We start from the raw sequence: 16034 nt of genomic DNA, 5'->3' as shown, positions 1-16034 counted from the left end.
CCTGGACTCAGGCGACGCCGAGCGCGATGCGGGCGACCGCAAAAACACTGACGATCCCGCCGAGCACGGCGATGAACTTCACCGTGGTCTGCAGCGCCAGGGCCAGCAGCGAATTGTGGATGTAGTCTTCCAGCACGACCTGCAGGCCGAGCTGGGCATGCCAGAACATCGCGACCAGGAAGCCGACCAGCAGCACCGCGTTCCACGGCTTGGACACCGCGTCGGTCGCGGTCACGTAATCGGCGCCGATCAGGCTCAGTACGAACACCAGGAACCAGATGGTCAGGCCGACCAGCGCGGTGGCGGTCAGGCGCTGCATCACGAAGTGCTCGGTACCGGTCTTGGCAGCGCCAAGGCCACGCACGTTCTTCAGCGGGGTACGGTACTTGTTCATGCGGCCGCTCCCATGAAGACGTAGGCCCAGACCAGGGCGGTGATCACCAGGCTGGCGAAGACCGAGACCCAGCTGCTGCGCACGAAGGCGGGGATGGAGAAGCCGATCGCGAAGTCCTGCACGATATGGCGGATGCCATTGCACAGGTGGTAGGCGAAGGACCAGGTCCAGGCGAACAGGAAGAGCTTGCCGTACCAGCTACCGGCCTGGCCGGTGAAGCAGTTCCAGGATTCAGGACCCATCATCAGGGCGAGCAGGCCGCCGGCAATGATCAGGGCTCCAACAGACAGAAAGATGCCGGTCGCTCGATGCAGGATCGAGGTGGCCATCTGAATCTGCCAGCGATACACCTGAAGGTGCGGGGAAAGGGGACGTTCTCTGGCGGCCATTCGCTGGGCTCGTTATCTCGGCTGGGCGGCGCAATGCCGCGTTGGCTCAATGCTGATCAAAAATCGATGCAGCGTCCGTTTTTTTCCCAATCTCCGTACCGCACCGGATCAAGTCCGCCGCGGCCGCCGATTTCCAAAGGCACTGCCGGCGTCGCGGGGAGCGGTTGCTCCTCCGGTACCAGCGTGCCTTCAGCTTCAGAATCTGGAGTGGGGGTTGTTTGGCCTATCATGGGTGTTCTCGCAACGCACAAATTTTAGACCCCGTTCACGTGCCTGACAACCTGCCCTCCGATTTCGCCGGCTTTTCGCGCCTTTCCGGTCACCAGCTGCTCAGTCTCAGCGGTGCCGATGCGGCCGCCTTTGCCCATGCCCAATTCTCCAGCGATGTCACCGCCCTGCCCCTGCGGCATTGGCAGTGGAGTGCCTGGCTGACGGCCAAGGGCCGCACCATTGCTGTGTTCCAGCTGTTGCGGCTGGAGGAGGAGCGCATCGTGCTGCTGCTCGCCGACGGCGACGCCGATGCGATTGCGTCGCAGTTGCAGCGTTTTGTATTCCGCCGCAAGGTCCGGATCGAGGTGCGCAACGACCTGGCCGTGGTGGCGAGCTTCACCGCGCCGGAAGCGGCCTCCGGGGCCGCGATTGCGCAACTTGCCGGCGAAAACCTCGAACTGGACCTCGGCAGCGATGTGCTTCCGCGCAGCCTGCGGATCGGCGCGGCCGATGCCGTGGCCGCTGCGGCCGACAGTGCGGATATCGCGCTGGCCTGGCGCCAGTCCGACCTGCGCTACGGGCTGCCGCGACTGGACGCCGATCAGCGCGAGCAGTGGACGCCACAGCAGTTGGGGCTGGACCGCCTGAACGGGTACAGCGTCAAGAAAGGCTGCTACCCGGGCCAGGAAATCGTGGCCCGCACCCACTTCCTGGGCAAGGCCAAGCGCGCCCTGCAGCTGCTGCGGGTCGTGGAGGGCACGACCAGCGGCACGCAGGTACATCAGAAGGACGCAGCGATCGGCACGGTGGCCTCGGTGGCCGGTGATCTGGCCCTGGCGGTGCTGCCGCTGGAGATCGCGCCGGAGCCGTTGAGCGTCGGCGGGGTCCAGGCCGCCCACCTGCCGTTGCTGGATGGTCTGGCGCGGTAGACCCGGTAGGCATCGACCGTTGGTCGATGCGGCACGCCATGAACGTTGATGGGTGTGCGTGGAGCCGGCCAGCGGCCGGCACTACCGGATCTGGTGGCACTGCCTGATCTGGTGGCACTGCCGGATTCGCGCACGGGTAGTGCCGGCCGCTGGCCGGCAACCCCGTACCCGTCCGCGCCTTACGCGTCGTTCAAGCGCTCGCCGGTCTGCGCATCGAAGAAATGCAGGCCCTGCGGATGGATCGCCACGCGGATCGGCTCGCCGACCGACGGCAACCCCTGCGGTGCCACGCGCATCACCAACGGCTGGCCGCCACTGGTCATGTTGACGAAAATCTCGTTGCCGACCGGCTCGATGCCATCGATCATCGCCTCGAACGCCGTCGCATCCCCGGCCGCGGCCGGCTGCAGATGCTCCGGGCGCACGCCCACGGCGATCGCCTTGCCGACCCACGCCTGATCGATCCGGGCCTGGCCCAGCGGCGCGGTCAGCCCGGTGTCCTGTACGGCATAGCCGCTGTCGGTGCGCTGCAGGGTGCCGCGCAGCACATTCATCGCCGGGCTGCCGAGGAAGCCGGCCACGAACAGGTTGGCCGGGCGGTCGTACAGCGCCATCGGGGTATCGATCTGCTGGATCACGCCATCCTTGAGCACCACGATGCGCTGGCCCAGGGTCATCGCTTCCACCTGATCGTGGGTCACGTAGATCATGGTGGTGCCCAGCTTGCGGTGCAGCTGCGCGATTTCGGTCCGCACGCTGTGGCGCAGTTTGGCGTCCAGGTTGGACAGCGGCTCATCGAGCAGGAACACCGCCGGCTCGCGCACCAGCGCGCGGCCCAGCGCAACGCGCTGGCGCTGGCCGCCGGACATCGCCTTGGGCAGCTTGTCGAGCATCTCGGTCAGGCCCAGCGTTTGGGCCGCCTCACTGACCCGCTTGCTGATCGTGGCCTTGTCGTGGCCGCGCAGCTTCAGACCGAAGGCCAGGTTCTCGGCCACGGTCATGTGCGGATACAGCGCATAGCTCTGGAACACCATGGCGATGTCACGATCCTTGGGCGCCACGTCGTTGACCACGCGGTCGCCGATCGTCAGCGTGCCGCCACTGATTTCTTCCAGGCCGGCGACCATGCGCAGCAGTGTGGACTTGCCACACCCGGACGGCCCCACCAGCACCATCAATTCACCATCGGCCACTTCGAAGGTCGCGCCCTGCACGGCCACCTGACCGTTGTCGTAGACCTTGCGAACGCCCTGCAACTGCACTTTTGCCATATCACCATTCCAGTCCGCCCGGTCTCCGGGCTGTTATGCGGAACTGCCTTCGGCCCTCCCGATGGCAGGTCGATGGCGTGGTGCCGCATGACGGCGACCACTGCAATCGAATACAGTCTGCGCATTCTGCCATGTAAACGTTTTCACGTGGCACTATCCGATAGTCGGCCGTGACCTGGATGCCGGGGAGGATGCGATATCCCCCACGACACCGGGTTGGCAGGCCATCATGCCGGGCGGAATCCATGGGGCGTGCTGCACCTGCAACAAGCAGACAAAGGACCCCGCCCGACCCCCGAGAACATAGACGAGAAGCGATTGACAACGATGTCACCCGGATCTGAAACTCGAGCGATGCACGACACCCTTTTCCTGTTTGGCGCCACAGGTGACCTGGCCCAGCGCTACCTGTTCCCCTCGCTGCTGCGATTGCTGGGCGACGGCCTGCTCCCCGAAGACTTCAAGGTTCGTGCGCTGGCGTTGTCGCCGCACGACACCGACGCCTTCCGCGAGATCCTGCGCCCGCGCCTGCAGCAGGCCATGCCGATGGCCAGCCAGGACGATATCCACTCGCTGCTGCAGCGCATCGACTACCGCTCGGTGGACCTGCGCAATCCCGAGTCCGTGGCCGAATCGGTCCACGACCTGGTCGACCGCAACTGCGTGAGCTACCTGGCGATCCCGCCGGGCCTGTACATCTCCACCTGCGAAGGCTTGGCCAAGGGCGGCGCGCTGGCCGCCCCGCACCGCCTGATGCTGGAAAAGCCGATCGGCAGCGACAGTGCCAGCGCCGAGGAGATCATCTCCACGATCGGCCAGTGGATCGACGAAGACCGCGTGTTCCGCCTGGACCACTACCTGGGCAAGGCCGCGGTGCAGAACCTGATCGCGCTGCGCTTCGGCAATACGCTGCTCGAGGCGGTCTGGAACCGCAACTACATCGAATCGGTGCACATCCTGGTGGCCGAGAGCGAAGGCGTGGATGGCCGCGATGCGTACTACGCCCGCTCCGGCGCGCTGCGCGACATGGTCCAGAGCCACATCCTGCAGCTGCTGTGCCTGGTCGCGATGGAACCGCCGGCGTCGCTGGAAGCCGACCGCATCCGCGACGAGAAGGTCAAAGTGCTGCGCGCCCTGCGCCCGCTCGATGCCAAGCATGCCGCGCGTGACAGCGTGCGGGGCCGCTACACCGCCGGCACCATCAACGGCCAGCCTGCGCAGGCCTACCAGCCGCCGGAAGGCAGCGATGTGGAAACCTTCGCCGGCGTCACCGCGCATATCGACAACTGGCGCTGGTCCGGCGTGCCGTTCCACCTGGTCACCGGCAAGCGCCTGGCCGAGCGCACCACCCGCGTGGTGGTCACGCTCAAGCCGGTCACGCATTGGCTGTTCGAGCGCCCGCACCGCGGCAATGCCACCCCCAACCGCATCACCTTCCAGCTGCAGCCGCAGGAAAACATCGAGCTGGGCCTGATGAGCTCGCTGGCCGGCCCGGAATGGGGCGCGCTGGAACTGCATCCGCTGGAACTGGAACTGTCCGTGCCGACCGGCCTGCACCGCCGCATCGCTTATGAACGCCTGTTCCTGGATGCCTTCAACGGCAACCATGCGCTGTTCGTGCGCGATGACGAAGTGCGCGCGGCCTGGGCGTGGATCGACAGCGTCAGCGATGCGTGGAAGGAAGCCAAGCTGCCGTTGCAGCCCTACCCGGCCGGTCAGTGGGGTCCAGAAGAAGCCGCAGGCTTCCTGCCTGCCGACGCCGATGCCGACGCAACCCGCGGTGGCCAGGCATGACGGTGTTGTCCCAGCCGGTCCTCGTCGCGGATATCGGCGGTACCAATGCACGCTTCGCCCTGGCCGATACCTCGCTGGCCGCGCCGCTGCAGCAGGACAGCATCCGCGAATTCGCGGTCGCTGACTTCCCCTCGCTCGGTGAAGCCGCACGGCACTACCTCGAGCAGATCGGCGCCGAAGCCAAGCGCGGTGTGTTCGCCGTGGCCGGCCGTGTCGACGGTGACGAGGCACGCATCACCAATCACCCGTGGGTGATCTCGCGCATCCGCACCGCGCACATGCTCGGCTTCGACGACCTGCACCTGATCAATGACTTCGCCGCCCAGGCGATGGCGATTTCGCTGCTGCAGCCGCAGGACGTGATCCAGGTCGGCGGCGCGGCGTGGGTGCCGGGCAAGCCGGGCCAGCCGCGCAACTACGCGGTGATCGGCCCGGGCACCGGGCTGGGCGTGGGCGGGCTGATCCTGCGCCATGGCCGCTGCTATCCGCTGGAAACCGAAGGCGGCCACGTCAGCTTCCCGCCGGGTACGCCGGAAGAAATCCGCATCTTGGAGATCCTGTCCGAACAGTTCGGCCGTGTCTCCAACGAACGCCTGATCTGCGGCCCCGGCCTGGTCAACATCCATCGCGCCGTGTGCGAGATGGCCGATATCGACCCGGGCCAGCTGCAGCCGGTGGACGTCACCGCGCGGGCGCTGCATGGCGACCCGCAGGCCATGCGCACCGTGGATGTGTTCTGCGCGGTGTTCGGCGCGATCGCTGGCGATCTGGTGCTGATGCAGGGCGCTTGGGATGGCGTGTTCCTGACCGGCGGGCTGGTGCCGAAGATGCTCGATTCGCTGCAGCACTCCGGCTTCCGCCAGCGCTTTGAACACAAGGGCCGCTTCTCTTCGATCATGTCCAAGGTGCCGTCACTGGCCGTGATGCACCCCAGCCCCGGCCTGCTCGGCGCGGCCGCGTATGCGGCGGATGTGGAACGCGATCTGCCGGGAGGCACTGCATGAATACCCTGGATACGTCCGAACGTTTCACCTTGATCCGCCACGGCGATGCCGATGGCTGGATCGAGGCCGTCGCCGCGGAAATGGCGGCCGAGCTGAACCGCGACATCGCCGAATTCGGCCGCGCGCGCATGCTGCTCTCCGGCGGCACCACGCCGGCACCGGTCTACCAGGCGCTGGCCGAGCTGGACGTGCAATGGGACCGGGTGGAAGTGAGCCTGGTCGATGAGCGCTGGCTGTCGCCGCAGGATCGCGACAGCAATGCCTGGCTGGTGAAGGAGAGCTTCCTGACCCGTGCCGAAGGCGCGCATTTCGATCCGCTGGTGCGGGTCGGCAAACCGCTGCCCGAGTGCGTCTACAGCGCCAACCTGCAGGCCCAGCACAGCCAGCGGCCGTGCCTGAGCGTGCTGGGCATGGGCAACGACGGCCACACTGCGTCGCTGTTCCCGGGGTCGAAGGACCTGACCCGGGCACTGGAAAGCACCCTGCCCTACGCGGCGCTGGATGCCACCGGCTGCCCCGGTGCCAACCAGTGGCCGCTGCGCATCACCCTCACCCCGCACGGCTTGAAGCAGAGCCGCCAGCGCCTGCTGCTGCTGCGCGGCAAGCAGAAGCTGGAAGTGCTCAAGCACGCGCTGGAAAGCAACAATCCGCAGCTGTATCCCATCCTCAACGCGATCGATCTCGACGGCGCGAAACTGCGCGTCCACTGGTGTGACTGAGTTGCCCCGGTGTTGTTCCGTTCGCCTTCTCATAGCCGGTAGCCAATGAGCCTGCATCCCAAACTCCATGCCATCACCGAGCGCATCGTCCAGCGCAGCGTCGCCTCGCGCGCCGCCTACCTGGCCGGTGTCGACGCGGCGCTGCGCGACGGTCCGTTCCGTTCGCGCCTGAGCTGCGGCAACCTCGCCCACGGGTTCGCCGCGTGCGGCCCGACCGACAAGTCGCGCCTGCGCGGCGGCGTGACGCCCAACCTGGGCATCATCACCGCGTACAACGACATGCTCTCGGCGCACCAGCCGTTCGAGCACTACCCGGAGATCCTGCGCGAAACCGCGCGCGAACTCGGCGCGACCGCACAGGTGGCCGGTGGCGTGCCGGCGATGTGCGACGGTGTCACCCAGGGCCGTGGCGGCATGGAGCTGTCGCTGTTCTCGCGCGATGTGATCGCCCAGTCCACCGCGATCGGCCTGAGCCATGACATGTTCGACGCCAGCGTCTACCTCGGCGTCTGCGACAAGATCGTGCCCGGCCTGCTGATCGGTGCGCTGGCCTTCGGCCACCTGCCGGCGATCTTCCTGCCGGCCGGCCCGATGACCCCGGGCATCCCGAACAAGCAGAAGGCCGAAGTGCGTGAGCGCTATGCGGCCGGCCAGGCGACCCGCGAGGAACTGCTGGAGGCCGAGGCCGCCTCGTACCACGGCGCCGGTACCTGCACCTTCTACGGCACCGCCAACTCCAACCAGACCCTGCTCGAAGCGATGGGCGTGCAGTTGCCGGGCGCCTCGTTCGTCAACCCCGATACGCCGCTGCGCGATGCGCTGACCCGCCAGGCAGCGGTGCGTGCGCTGGAAATCAGCGCACTGGGCGATGACTTCCGTCCGCTCGGCCGGCTGATCGACGAGCGCGCGATCGTCAATGCGGTGGTCACGCTGATGGCCACCGGCGGCTCGACCAACCACACCATCCACTGGATCGCGGTGGCGCGTGCGGCCGGCATCGTGCTGACCTGGGACGACATGGACCAGCTCTCGCAGCTGATCCCGCTGCTGGCCCGCGTCTATCCGAACGGCGAAGCCGACGTGAACCGCTTCGCCGCCGCCGGTGGCACCGCGTTCGTGTTCCGCGAGTTGATGGAGGCCGGGCTGATGCACGCCGACCTGCAGACCGTGGCCGAAGGCGGCATGCACCAGTACGGCCAGGAACCGGCGCTGCGCGACGGCAAGCTGACCTACATCGATGGCGTGCGCGAGAGCGCCGATCCGGACGTGGTGCGTGGCGTGGCCGATCCGTTCGAAGCCCAGGGCGGCCTGCGCCTGCTGCGCGGCAACCTTGGCCGTTCGCTGATCAAGCTGTCAGCGGTGAAGCCGCAGTTCCGCACGATCGAAGCGCCGGCCGTGGTGGTCGATGCACCGCAGGTGCTGAACAAGCTGCACGCCGCCGGTGTGCTGCCGCACGATTTCGTGGCGGTGGTGCGTTACCAGGGCCCGCGCGCCAACGGCATGCCGGAGCTGCATTCGCTGGCGCCGCTGCTGGGCCTGCTGCAGAACCAGGGCCGCCGCGTGGCGCTGGTCACCGATGGTCGCCTGTCCGGTGCCTCGGGCAAGTTCCCGGCCGCGATCCACATGACGCCGGAAGCCTCGCGCGGCGGTCCGCTGGCGCGGGTGCGCGAGGGCGACATCATCCGTCTGGATGGTGAGGCCGGCACGCTGGAGCTGCTGGTGGATGCGGCGGAGTTCGCCGCACGCGAGCCGGCGCCGAATACTGCGCCGGCCGGGCACGATCTGGGCCGCAATCTGTTCGCGATGAGCCGCCGTCTGGTAGGCCCGGCCGACCAGGGCGCGATGTCGATTTCGTGTGGGCCGGCCGCCGATGACGGCAGCATCTGGAACTACGATGCGGAATACGAGCTTGGGCATGATGCGGCGGCGGCGGATGCGCCGCATGAGGCGAAGGACGCCTGAGCTGACGCAGCGGTAAGGTGTCCTGGTTGAGGCAGCGCACGGCCCCAACCAGGACGCGCCGTGAACCCATCCATGGGGGCTCGTAAAGCGGCGTCCATGCCGCTTAACGGTCCTGGTTGGGGCCATCCGCTGCCTCCGGACACATTTCGGCGCGTTGTGGCGTCGCACTTATTGGAAGAAGGATTGGAAACGCATGAGCATCGCCGAACATCAGAAACGCGCTGAAACCCTGTTGAAGGCTGCCGGCATTCTGCCGGTGGTGACCGTGCATACGCTGGACCAGGCCCGTGCGGTCAGTGCGGCGTTGCTGGAGGGCGGGCTGCCGGCGATCGAGCTGACGCTGCGTACGCCGGTGGCGATGGAAGCGCTCGCCATGCTCAAGCGCGAGCTGCCGGATGTGGTGGTGGGTGCGGGCACGGTGTTGACCGTGGAGCAGATGCAGCAGTCCATCGATGCGGGCGCCGATTTCCTGGTCACGCCGGGTACGCCGGCGCACATGGCCGATGCGCTGGCGCAGGCGCCGCTGCCGGTGGTGCCGGGTGCGGCGTCGCCGACGGAGATGCTGGCGCTGTATGCGCGCGGCTTCCGGGTGTGCAAACTGTTCCCGGCCTCGGCCGTGGGCGGGCTCGCAATGATCAAGGGCCTGGCCGGTCCGATTCCGGATCTGAAGCTGTGCCCGACCGGCGGCATCACCGAAGACACCGCCGCCGAATACCTGGAGCAGAAAAACGTGGTCTGCATCGGTGGTTCGTGGATGGTGCCGGGGGGTTGGATCGAGCGTGGCGAGTGGGACAAGGTGCGCGAAAGCGCGGCCCAGGCCGCGAAGATCGTGGCGCGGGTCCGCGCGCACTGAACGAAAACGCCCGGGCATGCCCGGGCGTTTTTTTACGTGCATCCCACGCGTGGATTACATCGGGCGCGCCGGATCCACCAGGCCGTACTGGCTGGCCATGCGCGCGAGCGCGATGTTGTCGTTGATGCCCATTTTCTCGAACAGGCGCGCCTTGTGCGTGTTGACGGTCTTCGCGCTCAGGCTCAGGCGTTTGGCGATGTCTTCCTGGCGCAGGCCCTGGGTCAACAGCAGCGCCACTTCCAGCTCGCGCGGGGACAGGGTGTCGAACGGCGAGTGGTTGCCTTCCACGTTCGACAACGCGAGGTTCTGCGCGATGCTGTTGCCGAGATAACGACGGCCGAGCGCTGCATCGCGCACGGCACGCAGCAGTTCCTGGGCATCGCAGGCCTTGCCGATGTAGCCGGAGGCACCGGCTTCGAGCAGGCGCTTGGGCATCGGCCCATCTTCAAGGACGGAGACGATCACCACGCGGGTACCGTGGTCGCCACGGACCACGCGCTCGGTCACTTCCATGCCGCTGACGCCAGGCAGGTGCAGATCGCACAGCACGACGTCGGGCCGCAGTCGGCGGATATCCGGCAATGCATCTTCGCCACTCTCCGCCTCACCGACCACCTCGATGTCGGTCTCGTTGGAGAGGATCATCTTCATGCCCGTGCGCACCAGAGCATGATCGTCCACCAGATACACTCGAATCGTCATCCGCCAACCTCGTCAAACACTGTGAACGGGGGCAAGCCTAGCCGCGGGATGTGTCGATCACAAGGAACCAGGCTCCCCATCATCGCGTTCTGCTCCACGCATCACAGACGTGCTGTCTGCCCCTCCCCCCTGTGCCTCTCATCCTCTTCCGTTCCAGTGGAACAGCCTATGGATGCCGCCCGTTTTCATGCCGCTTTCGGCTAGTTTACCGCCGTATTCGTCTCAGCGGCATGCCGCCACGGATGGCGACGGCGGAACATGACCAGGAAGCACCCTACCACCCAGACCAGGGCGGCACACCAGCCGGCCAGGATGTCGGAGGGGTAATGGACCCCGAGGTAGACCCGGGACAGGCTGACCAGCACCGCAAAGGTCACCGCGGCGAAGGCGACCGGCCAGCGCCAGCGGGTGTTCCAGGCCAGTAGCACCAGGGTGACGGCCAGGGTCATCGAGCCCATGGCATGGCCGCTGGGGAAGCTGAAGGTGCTTTCCGGGGCGATGGATTCCCACAGGCTGGGCCGGTCGCGCTGGAAGAAGCGCTTGCTGCCCAGGTTGAGCAGCGCCGAGCCGGCAAAGCAGATCGCCACGAAACTGGCCTCGCGCCAGCGTTTGCGCCAGGCCAGCAGGACCACGATCAGCACATCGGCCGGGATCAGGAACCACTCGTAGCCCAGTTTGGAGAGCAGCACGAAGAACTGGTCCAGCCCCGGCGAATGCAGGCCATGCATCTTCCACAGCAGCGGCGCATCGAAATAGATCGATTCCAGCTCATGGACTTCATCGGCCAGGGCGACGAACCCGGCCAGGGGCAGCAGCACGCCCACGAACAGCAGCACGAAGCGCCAGGCGTTGCGGCCCATCCAGTGGCGGAAACCGGCCGCCGCCTCCGGGGCAGCCAGCACCGCCGGCTTATCCGAGCGTTCGGACATAGGTGCGTTCGACGTAATCGTCGATCAGCGCCACGAAGTCCTGGGCGATGTTCTCGCCGCGCAAGGTGACCGTCTTTTCACCGTCCACGAAGACCGGCGCCGCCGGCGTCTCGCCGGTCCCCGGCAGGGAGATGCCGATGTTGGCGTGGCGCGACTCGCCCGGCCCGTTGACGATGCAGCCCATGACCGCCAGGGTCATGCTTTCGGCGCCGGGGTGGTTCACCTTCCAGAGCGGCATTTTCTCGCGCACATGGTTCTGCACGACCTTGGCCAGCTCCTGGAAGAACTCCGAGGTGGTCCGGCCGCAGCCGGGGCAGGCCGTGACCAGCGGCGTGAAGGCCCGCTGCCCGGTGGTCTGCAGCAGTTCCTGGGCGACGATCACCTCGGCGGTGCGCGACTGGCCCGGTTCGGGGGTCAGCGAAATGCGGATGGTGTCGCCGATGCCTTCCTGCAGCAGCACCGCCAGCGCCGCCGACGAGGCGACGATGCCCTTGCTGCCGATGCCGGCTTCGGTCAGGCCCAGGTGCAGCGCGAAATCCGAGCGCTGGGCCAGGTCGCGGTACACCGCGATCAGCTCCTGCACCCCACTGACCTTGGCCGACAGCACAATGCGGTCGCGCGGCAGGCCCAGTTCCACGGCGGTCTCGGCCGAATCCAGCGCCGAGCGGATCAGCGCCTCACGCAGCACGCGCCCGGCATCCCAGGGCTGCGCGCGCTGGCTGTTCTCGTCCATCAGGCGCGCCGCCAGCGACTGGTCCAGCGAGCCCCAGTTGGCGCCGATGCGGACCGGCTTGTTGTAGCGGATCGCAAATTCGATCAGCTGCGCGAACTGGGTGTCTTTCTTCTTGCCGAAGCCGACGTTGCCCGGATTGATCCGGTACTTGGCCAGGGCTTCGGCGCAGGCCGGCTCCTGGGTCAGCAACTGGTGGCCGTTGTAATGGAAGTCGCCGATCAGGGGGACATCGATCCCCATCATCTGCAGCTTTTCCACGATCCGCGGGATGGCCGCAGCCGACTCGGGATTGTTGACGGTCAGCCGCACCATCTCCGAGCCTGCGCGCCACAGTTCGGCCACCTGCTTCACGCTGGCGGCGACATCGGCGGTGTCGGTGTTGGTCATCGACTGCACCACCACGGGATGGCCGCCACCCACGACCACGCCGCCGATACGGACGGGCTGGGTCTGGCGGCGGGCCCACACGGCGGAGTCGGCGGGTTGGGTCGGTCGGGTCACGGCGTCATGCATCGGCGTATTTTAGCGCGCCCAGCGCGCACGTAGGTGTCTGTCGTTGCTCGGCGCTCATGTTCAGCGCCCGCCGCACGGCGCCCCGCCCCGATGCGGCCGATTGTCGCAGGCAGGCGCTGTCGGGAGCGCATAGGATGTGCGGTGATGACCGGTACCGACGCCCCCTTTCTCCGCACCCTGTGCAGCCTGCGCTGGCTGGCCGTGGCCGGCCAGGCCGCCACGATCCTGGTCGCCACCTGGGTGCTGGGCCTGGAACTGCCGCAGCTGCCGCTGTGGGCCGGCGTCGCCGCGCTGACCCTGTTCAACCTGTACGCGCAGCTGCGTGTGCAAGGCCCCGATACCGCGCCGGTCACCGCCTTCGGCCACATCCTGGTGGATGTCACCGTGCTGACCTGGATGGTCGGCTGGAGTGGCGGCATCGCCAACCCCTTCGGCTCGCTGTTCCTGATCCTGATCGCCCTGGCTGCGCTCGCCCTGCCCCTGCGCTGGACCCTGGCCGTGGCGGCGGCCTGCCTGATCGGCTACGCGGTCAGCGGCGTGTTCGGCCTGCCACTGCCCAGCGGCTACTTCACCGGTGCGCAGATGCAGCAGTGGGGCGTGGTCTGCAACTTCCTGCTGTCGGCAACGGTGGTGCTGGTGTTCGCCACCCGGCTGGCGATCGCCCTGCGCCAGCGCGAGCACGAACTGGCCCTGCTGCGCGAGCGCTTCGTCCGCAACGAAGGCATCGTCGCCCTGGCCACCCACGCCGCCTCGGTGGCGCATGAACTCAATACCCCGCTGGCGACCATGACCCTGCTGGCCGACGACATCGCCGACCAGACCGAAAGCAGCGAGGTCCGTGATGACGTGGAAACCCTGCGCGAGCTGCTGGTGCAGTGCCGCGAGCGCGTGCTGGCACTGGCCCGCCCCGCCGCAGGCGATGCCCCCGACCGCGATGCGGTGACCTTGCCGCAGGTGCTGGAACAGTGGCGGCTGGTGCGGCCGACCATCGCACTGCATCGCAATGAAGATGCCCCGCTGACCCTGCCGCTGGACCCGGGTATCGGGCACCTGCTGATGGTGCTGCTCAACAATGCCGCCGACGCCGGCGAGAAAGCCGACCGCCCGCAGGTGGACCTGTCGCTGCGCATCGAAGGCGATGACCTGATCGGCGAAGTGCGCGACTACGGCCACGGGTTCGATGCCCGCCAGGCCGTGTTGCCCGGCACCTTGTTCAACAGCGGCAAGACCGACGGCATGGGTGTCGGCCTGGCGCTGTCCCACGCCACCATCGAACGCCTGGACGGCGAGCTGTGGATGCGCCCGGCCAGTGGTGCCGGCACCCGCGTCGGCTTCCGCCTGCCCTTGTCCCCACGGGAGACTTCCGCATGACCGCCTTCACCCCCGCGCCCGGTCAGGCCAGCCACGGCCTGCTGGTCGACGACGACGAACTGTATCTGCGCACGCTGCAGCGCAGCCTGGCCCGCAAGGGGCTGGAAACCGTCACCGCCAGCGACACCGCCTCGGCGCTGCTGCTGGCCCGCCAGCAGCCGCCCGCCTACGCGTTGATCGATCTCAAGCTCGGCACCGAGTCCGGCCTGGCCTTGATCCAGCCGCTGCGCGCCCTGCGCGAAGACATGCGGATCCTGCTGGTGACCGGCTATGCCAGCATCGCGACCGCGGTGGAAGCGATCAAACTCGGCGCCGACGATTACCTGCCCAAACCGGCCACGGTGCCGATGATCCTGCGCGCACTCGGCGAGGAAGACGACGGCCCGGCCGATGATGGCGACATGGAACCGCCCGATGCGATGACGCCGATCAGCCGGCTGCAGTGGGAGCACATCCAGCAGGCGATGCATGAGACCGGCGGCAACGTCTCCGCCGCCGCGCGCCTGCTCGGCATGCACCGGCGCTCGCTGCAGCGCAAGCTGGCCAAGCGGCCCAGCCCGGAGCGCGATCCGAGCCGGTGACCGGCCCGTTGCAGCACCGCGCATGAAGACGAAAACGGCGACCGCGAGGCCGCCGTTTTCGTTGGCCGCATGCGGGCAGCGCGGTTACCAGAACACCGTGTACAGCGCGATCAGGATCGCGATCACCGCCGCGCCACCGATGTTGAAACTCATCGGCGTGCCATAGCGCACGTCATCGGTACGGATCAGGTCCTGCCCGGTGCGCGCCGGCTTCCACAGCGACGTCACCACGGCCAGCACCAGCGCCAGCAGGAACACCAGGCCGACGCGGTCGATGAACGGCAGCGCCGGCCACACCAGTTTCAGCACGATCGACAAGGCGAACGAGCCGATGGCCGCGGCCAGTGCGCCGGCTTCGCTGGCCTTCTTCCAGAACAGGCCGAGCAGGAAGATCACCGTGATGCCCGGGGTGAAGAAGCCGGTGAATTCCTGGATGTACTGGAAGCCCTGGTCGAAGCTGCCCAGCAGCGGCCGTGCCGTGGCGATCGCCACCAGCACCGACACCGTTGCTGCGATGCGACCCACGCGCACCAGCGTGGCCTGGCTGCTCTGCGGGCGTGCCTTCGCGTAGAAATCCAGGGTGAAGATGGTTGCGACCGAGTTGATCTTGGACGCCAGCGACGCCACGATCGCCGCCACCAGCGCCGCGAAGACCAGGCCGAGGATGCCACTGGGCAGCAGGCTCATCATCGCCGGGTAGGCCCGGTCCGGCTTGCCCAGATCCGGTGCCAGCACCACCGCCGCGATCCCCGGCACCACGACCACCAACGGCACCAGCAGCTTCAGGAAGGCCGCGAACAGCACGCCCTTCTGCGCCTCGCCGATGTCCTTGGCCGCCAGCGCGCGCTGGATGATGTACTGGTTGAAGCCCCAGTAACTCAGGTTCATGATCCACAGCCCGCCGATCAACACGCTCAACCCCGGCAGGTCTTTGTAGAACGGGTTGTCCGGGTGCAGGATCATCTGGAAGTGTTCCGGGTGCTGGTCCCACAGCTTCTGGAAACCACCGGGGATGCCGGCGTCGCCGCCCACCGCGTTGAGCGTCAGCGCGGTCACCAGCAGGCCACCGAGGATCAGCAGCGAAACCTGCACGATATCGGTCAGCGCCACCGCCTTGAGGCCGCCATACAACTGGTAGAGCAGCGCGAACACGCCGATCAGCACCAGCGCCAGCATCTGGTCCATGCCGGTGACCTCGGTCACCGCGATCGAGCCCAGCCACAGGATCGAGGTCAGGTTGACGAAAACGTACAGGCCCAGCCAGAACACCGCCATCAGCGTACGGATCCTGTTGCCGTACCGCTGCTGCAGGAACTGCGGCATCGTGTAGATGCCGTTGCGCAGGAAGATCGGCAGGAAGTACTTGCCCACGATCAGCAGGGTAAGCGCAGCCATCCATTCGTAGGAGGCGATGGCCAGGCCGATCGCGTAGCCGGAGCCGGACATGCCGATGATCTGTTCGGCCGAAATGTTGGCGGCAATCAGCGACGCGCCGATCGCCCACCACGGCAGCGAGCGCCCGGCCAGGAAATAGTCTTCGGCACTCTTGCTGTGCCCGGCCTTCTCACGCGAGACCCATTGCGCCAGCACGAAGATGCCGGCCAGGTAGACCAGTACGATTGCCACATCGAGTGTTGCCAATCCCACGTCATGCTCCTTGTGCAGCGTTGCACCGGCCCG

At 67.2% G+C, this 16034-nt stretch carries 16 protein-coding genes; 8 read left to right on the top strand and 8 right to left on the bottom strand.

The window, feature by feature from the left end; translation table 11 throughout:
• Positions 1-7: 7 nt before the first annotated feature.
• The 3 genes from sdhD to C0R07_RS05085 are packed head-to-tail and all read right to left on the bottom strand — an operon-like array spanning position 8 to position 1013.
• Positions 8-394 (bottom strand): succinate dehydrogenase, hydrophobic membrane anchor protein, encoded by a 387-nt coding sequence (sdhD, locus tag C0R07_RS05095; RefSeq protein ID WP_019183255.1) that lies wholly within the window; start codon positions 392-394, stop codon positions 8-10.
• The gene (sdhC, locus tag C0R07_RS05090) at positions 391-783 is read right to left on the bottom strand and encodes a succinate dehydrogenase, cytochrome b556 subunit (protein ID WP_102788322.1); all 393 of its coding nucleotides are present in this window, start codon (positions 781-783) and stop codon (positions 391-393) included. The genes sdhD and sdhC overlap by 4 nt, the downstream gene beginning before the upstream one ends.
• A 56-nt stretch (positions 784-839) precedes the next feature.
• The gene (locus C0R07_RS05085; RefSeq protein ID WP_102788321.1) at positions 840-1013 is read right to left on the bottom strand and encodes a DUF1674 domain-containing protein; all 174 of its coding nucleotides are present in this window, start codon (positions 1011-1013) and stop codon (positions 840-842) included.
• Between the two features lie 39 nt (positions 1014-1052).
• Between C0R07_RS05085 and C0R07_RS05080 the strand changes: the two genes are divergently transcribed.
• The gene (locus tag C0R07_RS05080; RefSeq protein ID WP_102788320.1) at positions 1053-1922 is read left to right on the top strand and encodes a YgfZ/GcvT domain-containing protein; all 870 of its coding nucleotides are present in this window, start codon (positions 1053-1055) and stop codon (positions 1920-1922) included.
• A 179-nt stretch (positions 1923-2101) separates the two neighbouring features.
• On the opposite strand, the gene C0R07_RS05075 is transcribed toward C0R07_RS05080, so the two are convergent.
• The gene (locus C0R07_RS05075; protein WP_070427124.1) at positions 2102-3193 is read right to left on the bottom strand and encodes an ABC transporter ATP-binding protein; all 1092 of its coding nucleotides are present in this window, start codon (positions 3191-3193) and stop codon (positions 2102-2104) included.
• A 354-nt stretch (positions 3194-3547) separates the two neighbouring features.
• Here C0R07_RS05075 and zwf point away from each other — a divergent pair, with 354 nt between their 5' ends.
• The 5 genes from zwf to C0R07_RS05050 all read left to right on the top strand — a co-directional run bounded on the left by zwf (position 3548) and on the right by C0R07_RS05050 (position 9525).
• A complete protein-coding gene (gene zwf / locus C0R07_RS05070; RefSeq protein ID WP_019183260.1) occupies positions 3548-4987 on the top strand; it encodes a glucose-6-phosphate dehydrogenase in 1440 nt (479 codons plus the stop codon).
• Positions 4984-5991 carry a glucokinase gene (gene glk / locus C0R07_RS05065; protein WP_019183261.1) on the top strand — a complete coding sequence of 336 codons (1008 nt, stop codon included), beginning with the start codon at positions 4984-4986 and terminating at the stop codon, positions 5989-5991. Before zwf ends, glk begins: the two co-directional genes overlap by 4 nt.
• Entirely contained in the window at positions 5988-6710 is a 723-nt protein-coding gene (gene pgl, locus C0R07_RS05060) for a 6-phosphogluconolactonase (protein ID WP_019183262.1), read from the top strand. The genes glk and pgl overlap by 4 nt, the downstream gene beginning before the upstream one ends.
• 45 nt (positions 6711-6755) lie before the next feature.
• Positions 6756-8672, top strand: coding sequence for a phosphogluconate dehydratase (gene edd, locus C0R07_RS05055; protein WP_019183263.1), 1917 nt, complete (start codon positions 6756-6758; stop codon positions 8670-8672).
• A 193-nt stretch (positions 8673-8865) separates the two neighbouring features.
• Positions 8866-9525: a bifunctional 4-hydroxy-2-oxoglutarate aldolase/2-dehydro-3-deoxy-phosphogluconate aldolase gene (locus tag C0R07_RS05050; RefSeq protein ID WP_019183264.1), complete on the top strand. Its 660-nt coding sequence runs from the start codon at positions 8866-8868 to the stop codon at positions 9523-9525.
• Between the two features lie 54 nt (positions 9526-9579).
• Here the strand turns inward: C0R07_RS05050 and C0R07_RS05045 are convergent, their stop codons facing one another.
• The 3 genes from C0R07_RS05045 to ispG all read right to left on the bottom strand — a co-directional run bounded on the left by C0R07_RS05045 (position 9580) and on the right by ispG (position 12402).
• A complete protein-coding gene (locus tag C0R07_RS05045; RefSeq protein WP_019183265.1) occupies positions 9580-10227 on the bottom strand; it encodes a response regulator in 648 nt (215 codons plus the stop codon).
• 200 nt (positions 10228-10427) lie between these two features.
• Positions 10428-11156, bottom strand: coding sequence for a phosphatase PAP2 family protein (locus tag C0R07_RS05040; protein ID WP_102788319.1), 729 nt, complete (start codon positions 11154-11156; stop codon positions 10428-10430).
• The gene (ispG, locus tag C0R07_RS05035) at positions 11137-12402 is read right to left on the bottom strand and encodes a flavodoxin-dependent (E)-4-hydroxy-3-methylbut-2-enyl-diphosphate synthase (protein WP_019183267.1); all 1266 of its coding nucleotides are present in this window, start codon (positions 12400-12402) and stop codon (positions 11137-11139) included. The genes C0R07_RS05040 and ispG overlap by 20 nt, the downstream gene beginning before the upstream one ends.
• Positions 12403-12546: 144 nt before the next feature.
• Here ispG and C0R07_RS05030 point away from each other — a divergent pair, with 144 nt between their 5' ends.
• Positions 12547-13773 (top strand): ATP-binding protein, encoded by a 1227-nt coding sequence (locus C0R07_RS05030; RefSeq protein ID WP_102788318.1) that lies wholly within the window; start codon positions 12547-12549, stop codon positions 13771-13773.
• A complete protein-coding gene (locus C0R07_RS05025) occupies positions 13770-14354 on the top strand; it encodes a response regulator transcription factor (protein ID WP_019183269.1) in 585 nt (194 codons plus the stop codon). The genes C0R07_RS05030 and C0R07_RS05025 overlap by 4 nt, the downstream gene beginning before the upstream one ends.
• Positions 14355-14438: 84 nt before the next feature.
• Here C0R07_RS05025 and C0R07_RS05020 read toward each other — a convergent pair whose 3' ends face one another.
• Positions 14439-16001 (bottom strand): sodium/sugar symporter, encoded by a 1563-nt coding sequence (locus tag C0R07_RS05020; RefSeq protein WP_102788317.1) that lies wholly within the window; start codon positions 15999-16001, stop codon positions 14439-14441.
• Positions 16002-16034: the final 33 nt, after the last annotated feature.

It is taken from the genome of Stenotrophomonas bentonitica, from assembly GCF_002887735.1.
In the GTDB taxonomy this organism is placed as follows: domain Bacteria; phylum Pseudomonadota; class Gammaproteobacteria; order Xanthomonadales; family Xanthomonadaceae; genus Stenotrophomonas; species Stenotrophomonas bentonitica_A.
Note: the sequence above shows the minus strand (reverse complement) of the source record. Positions and strands in the feature narration are given on the sequence as shown.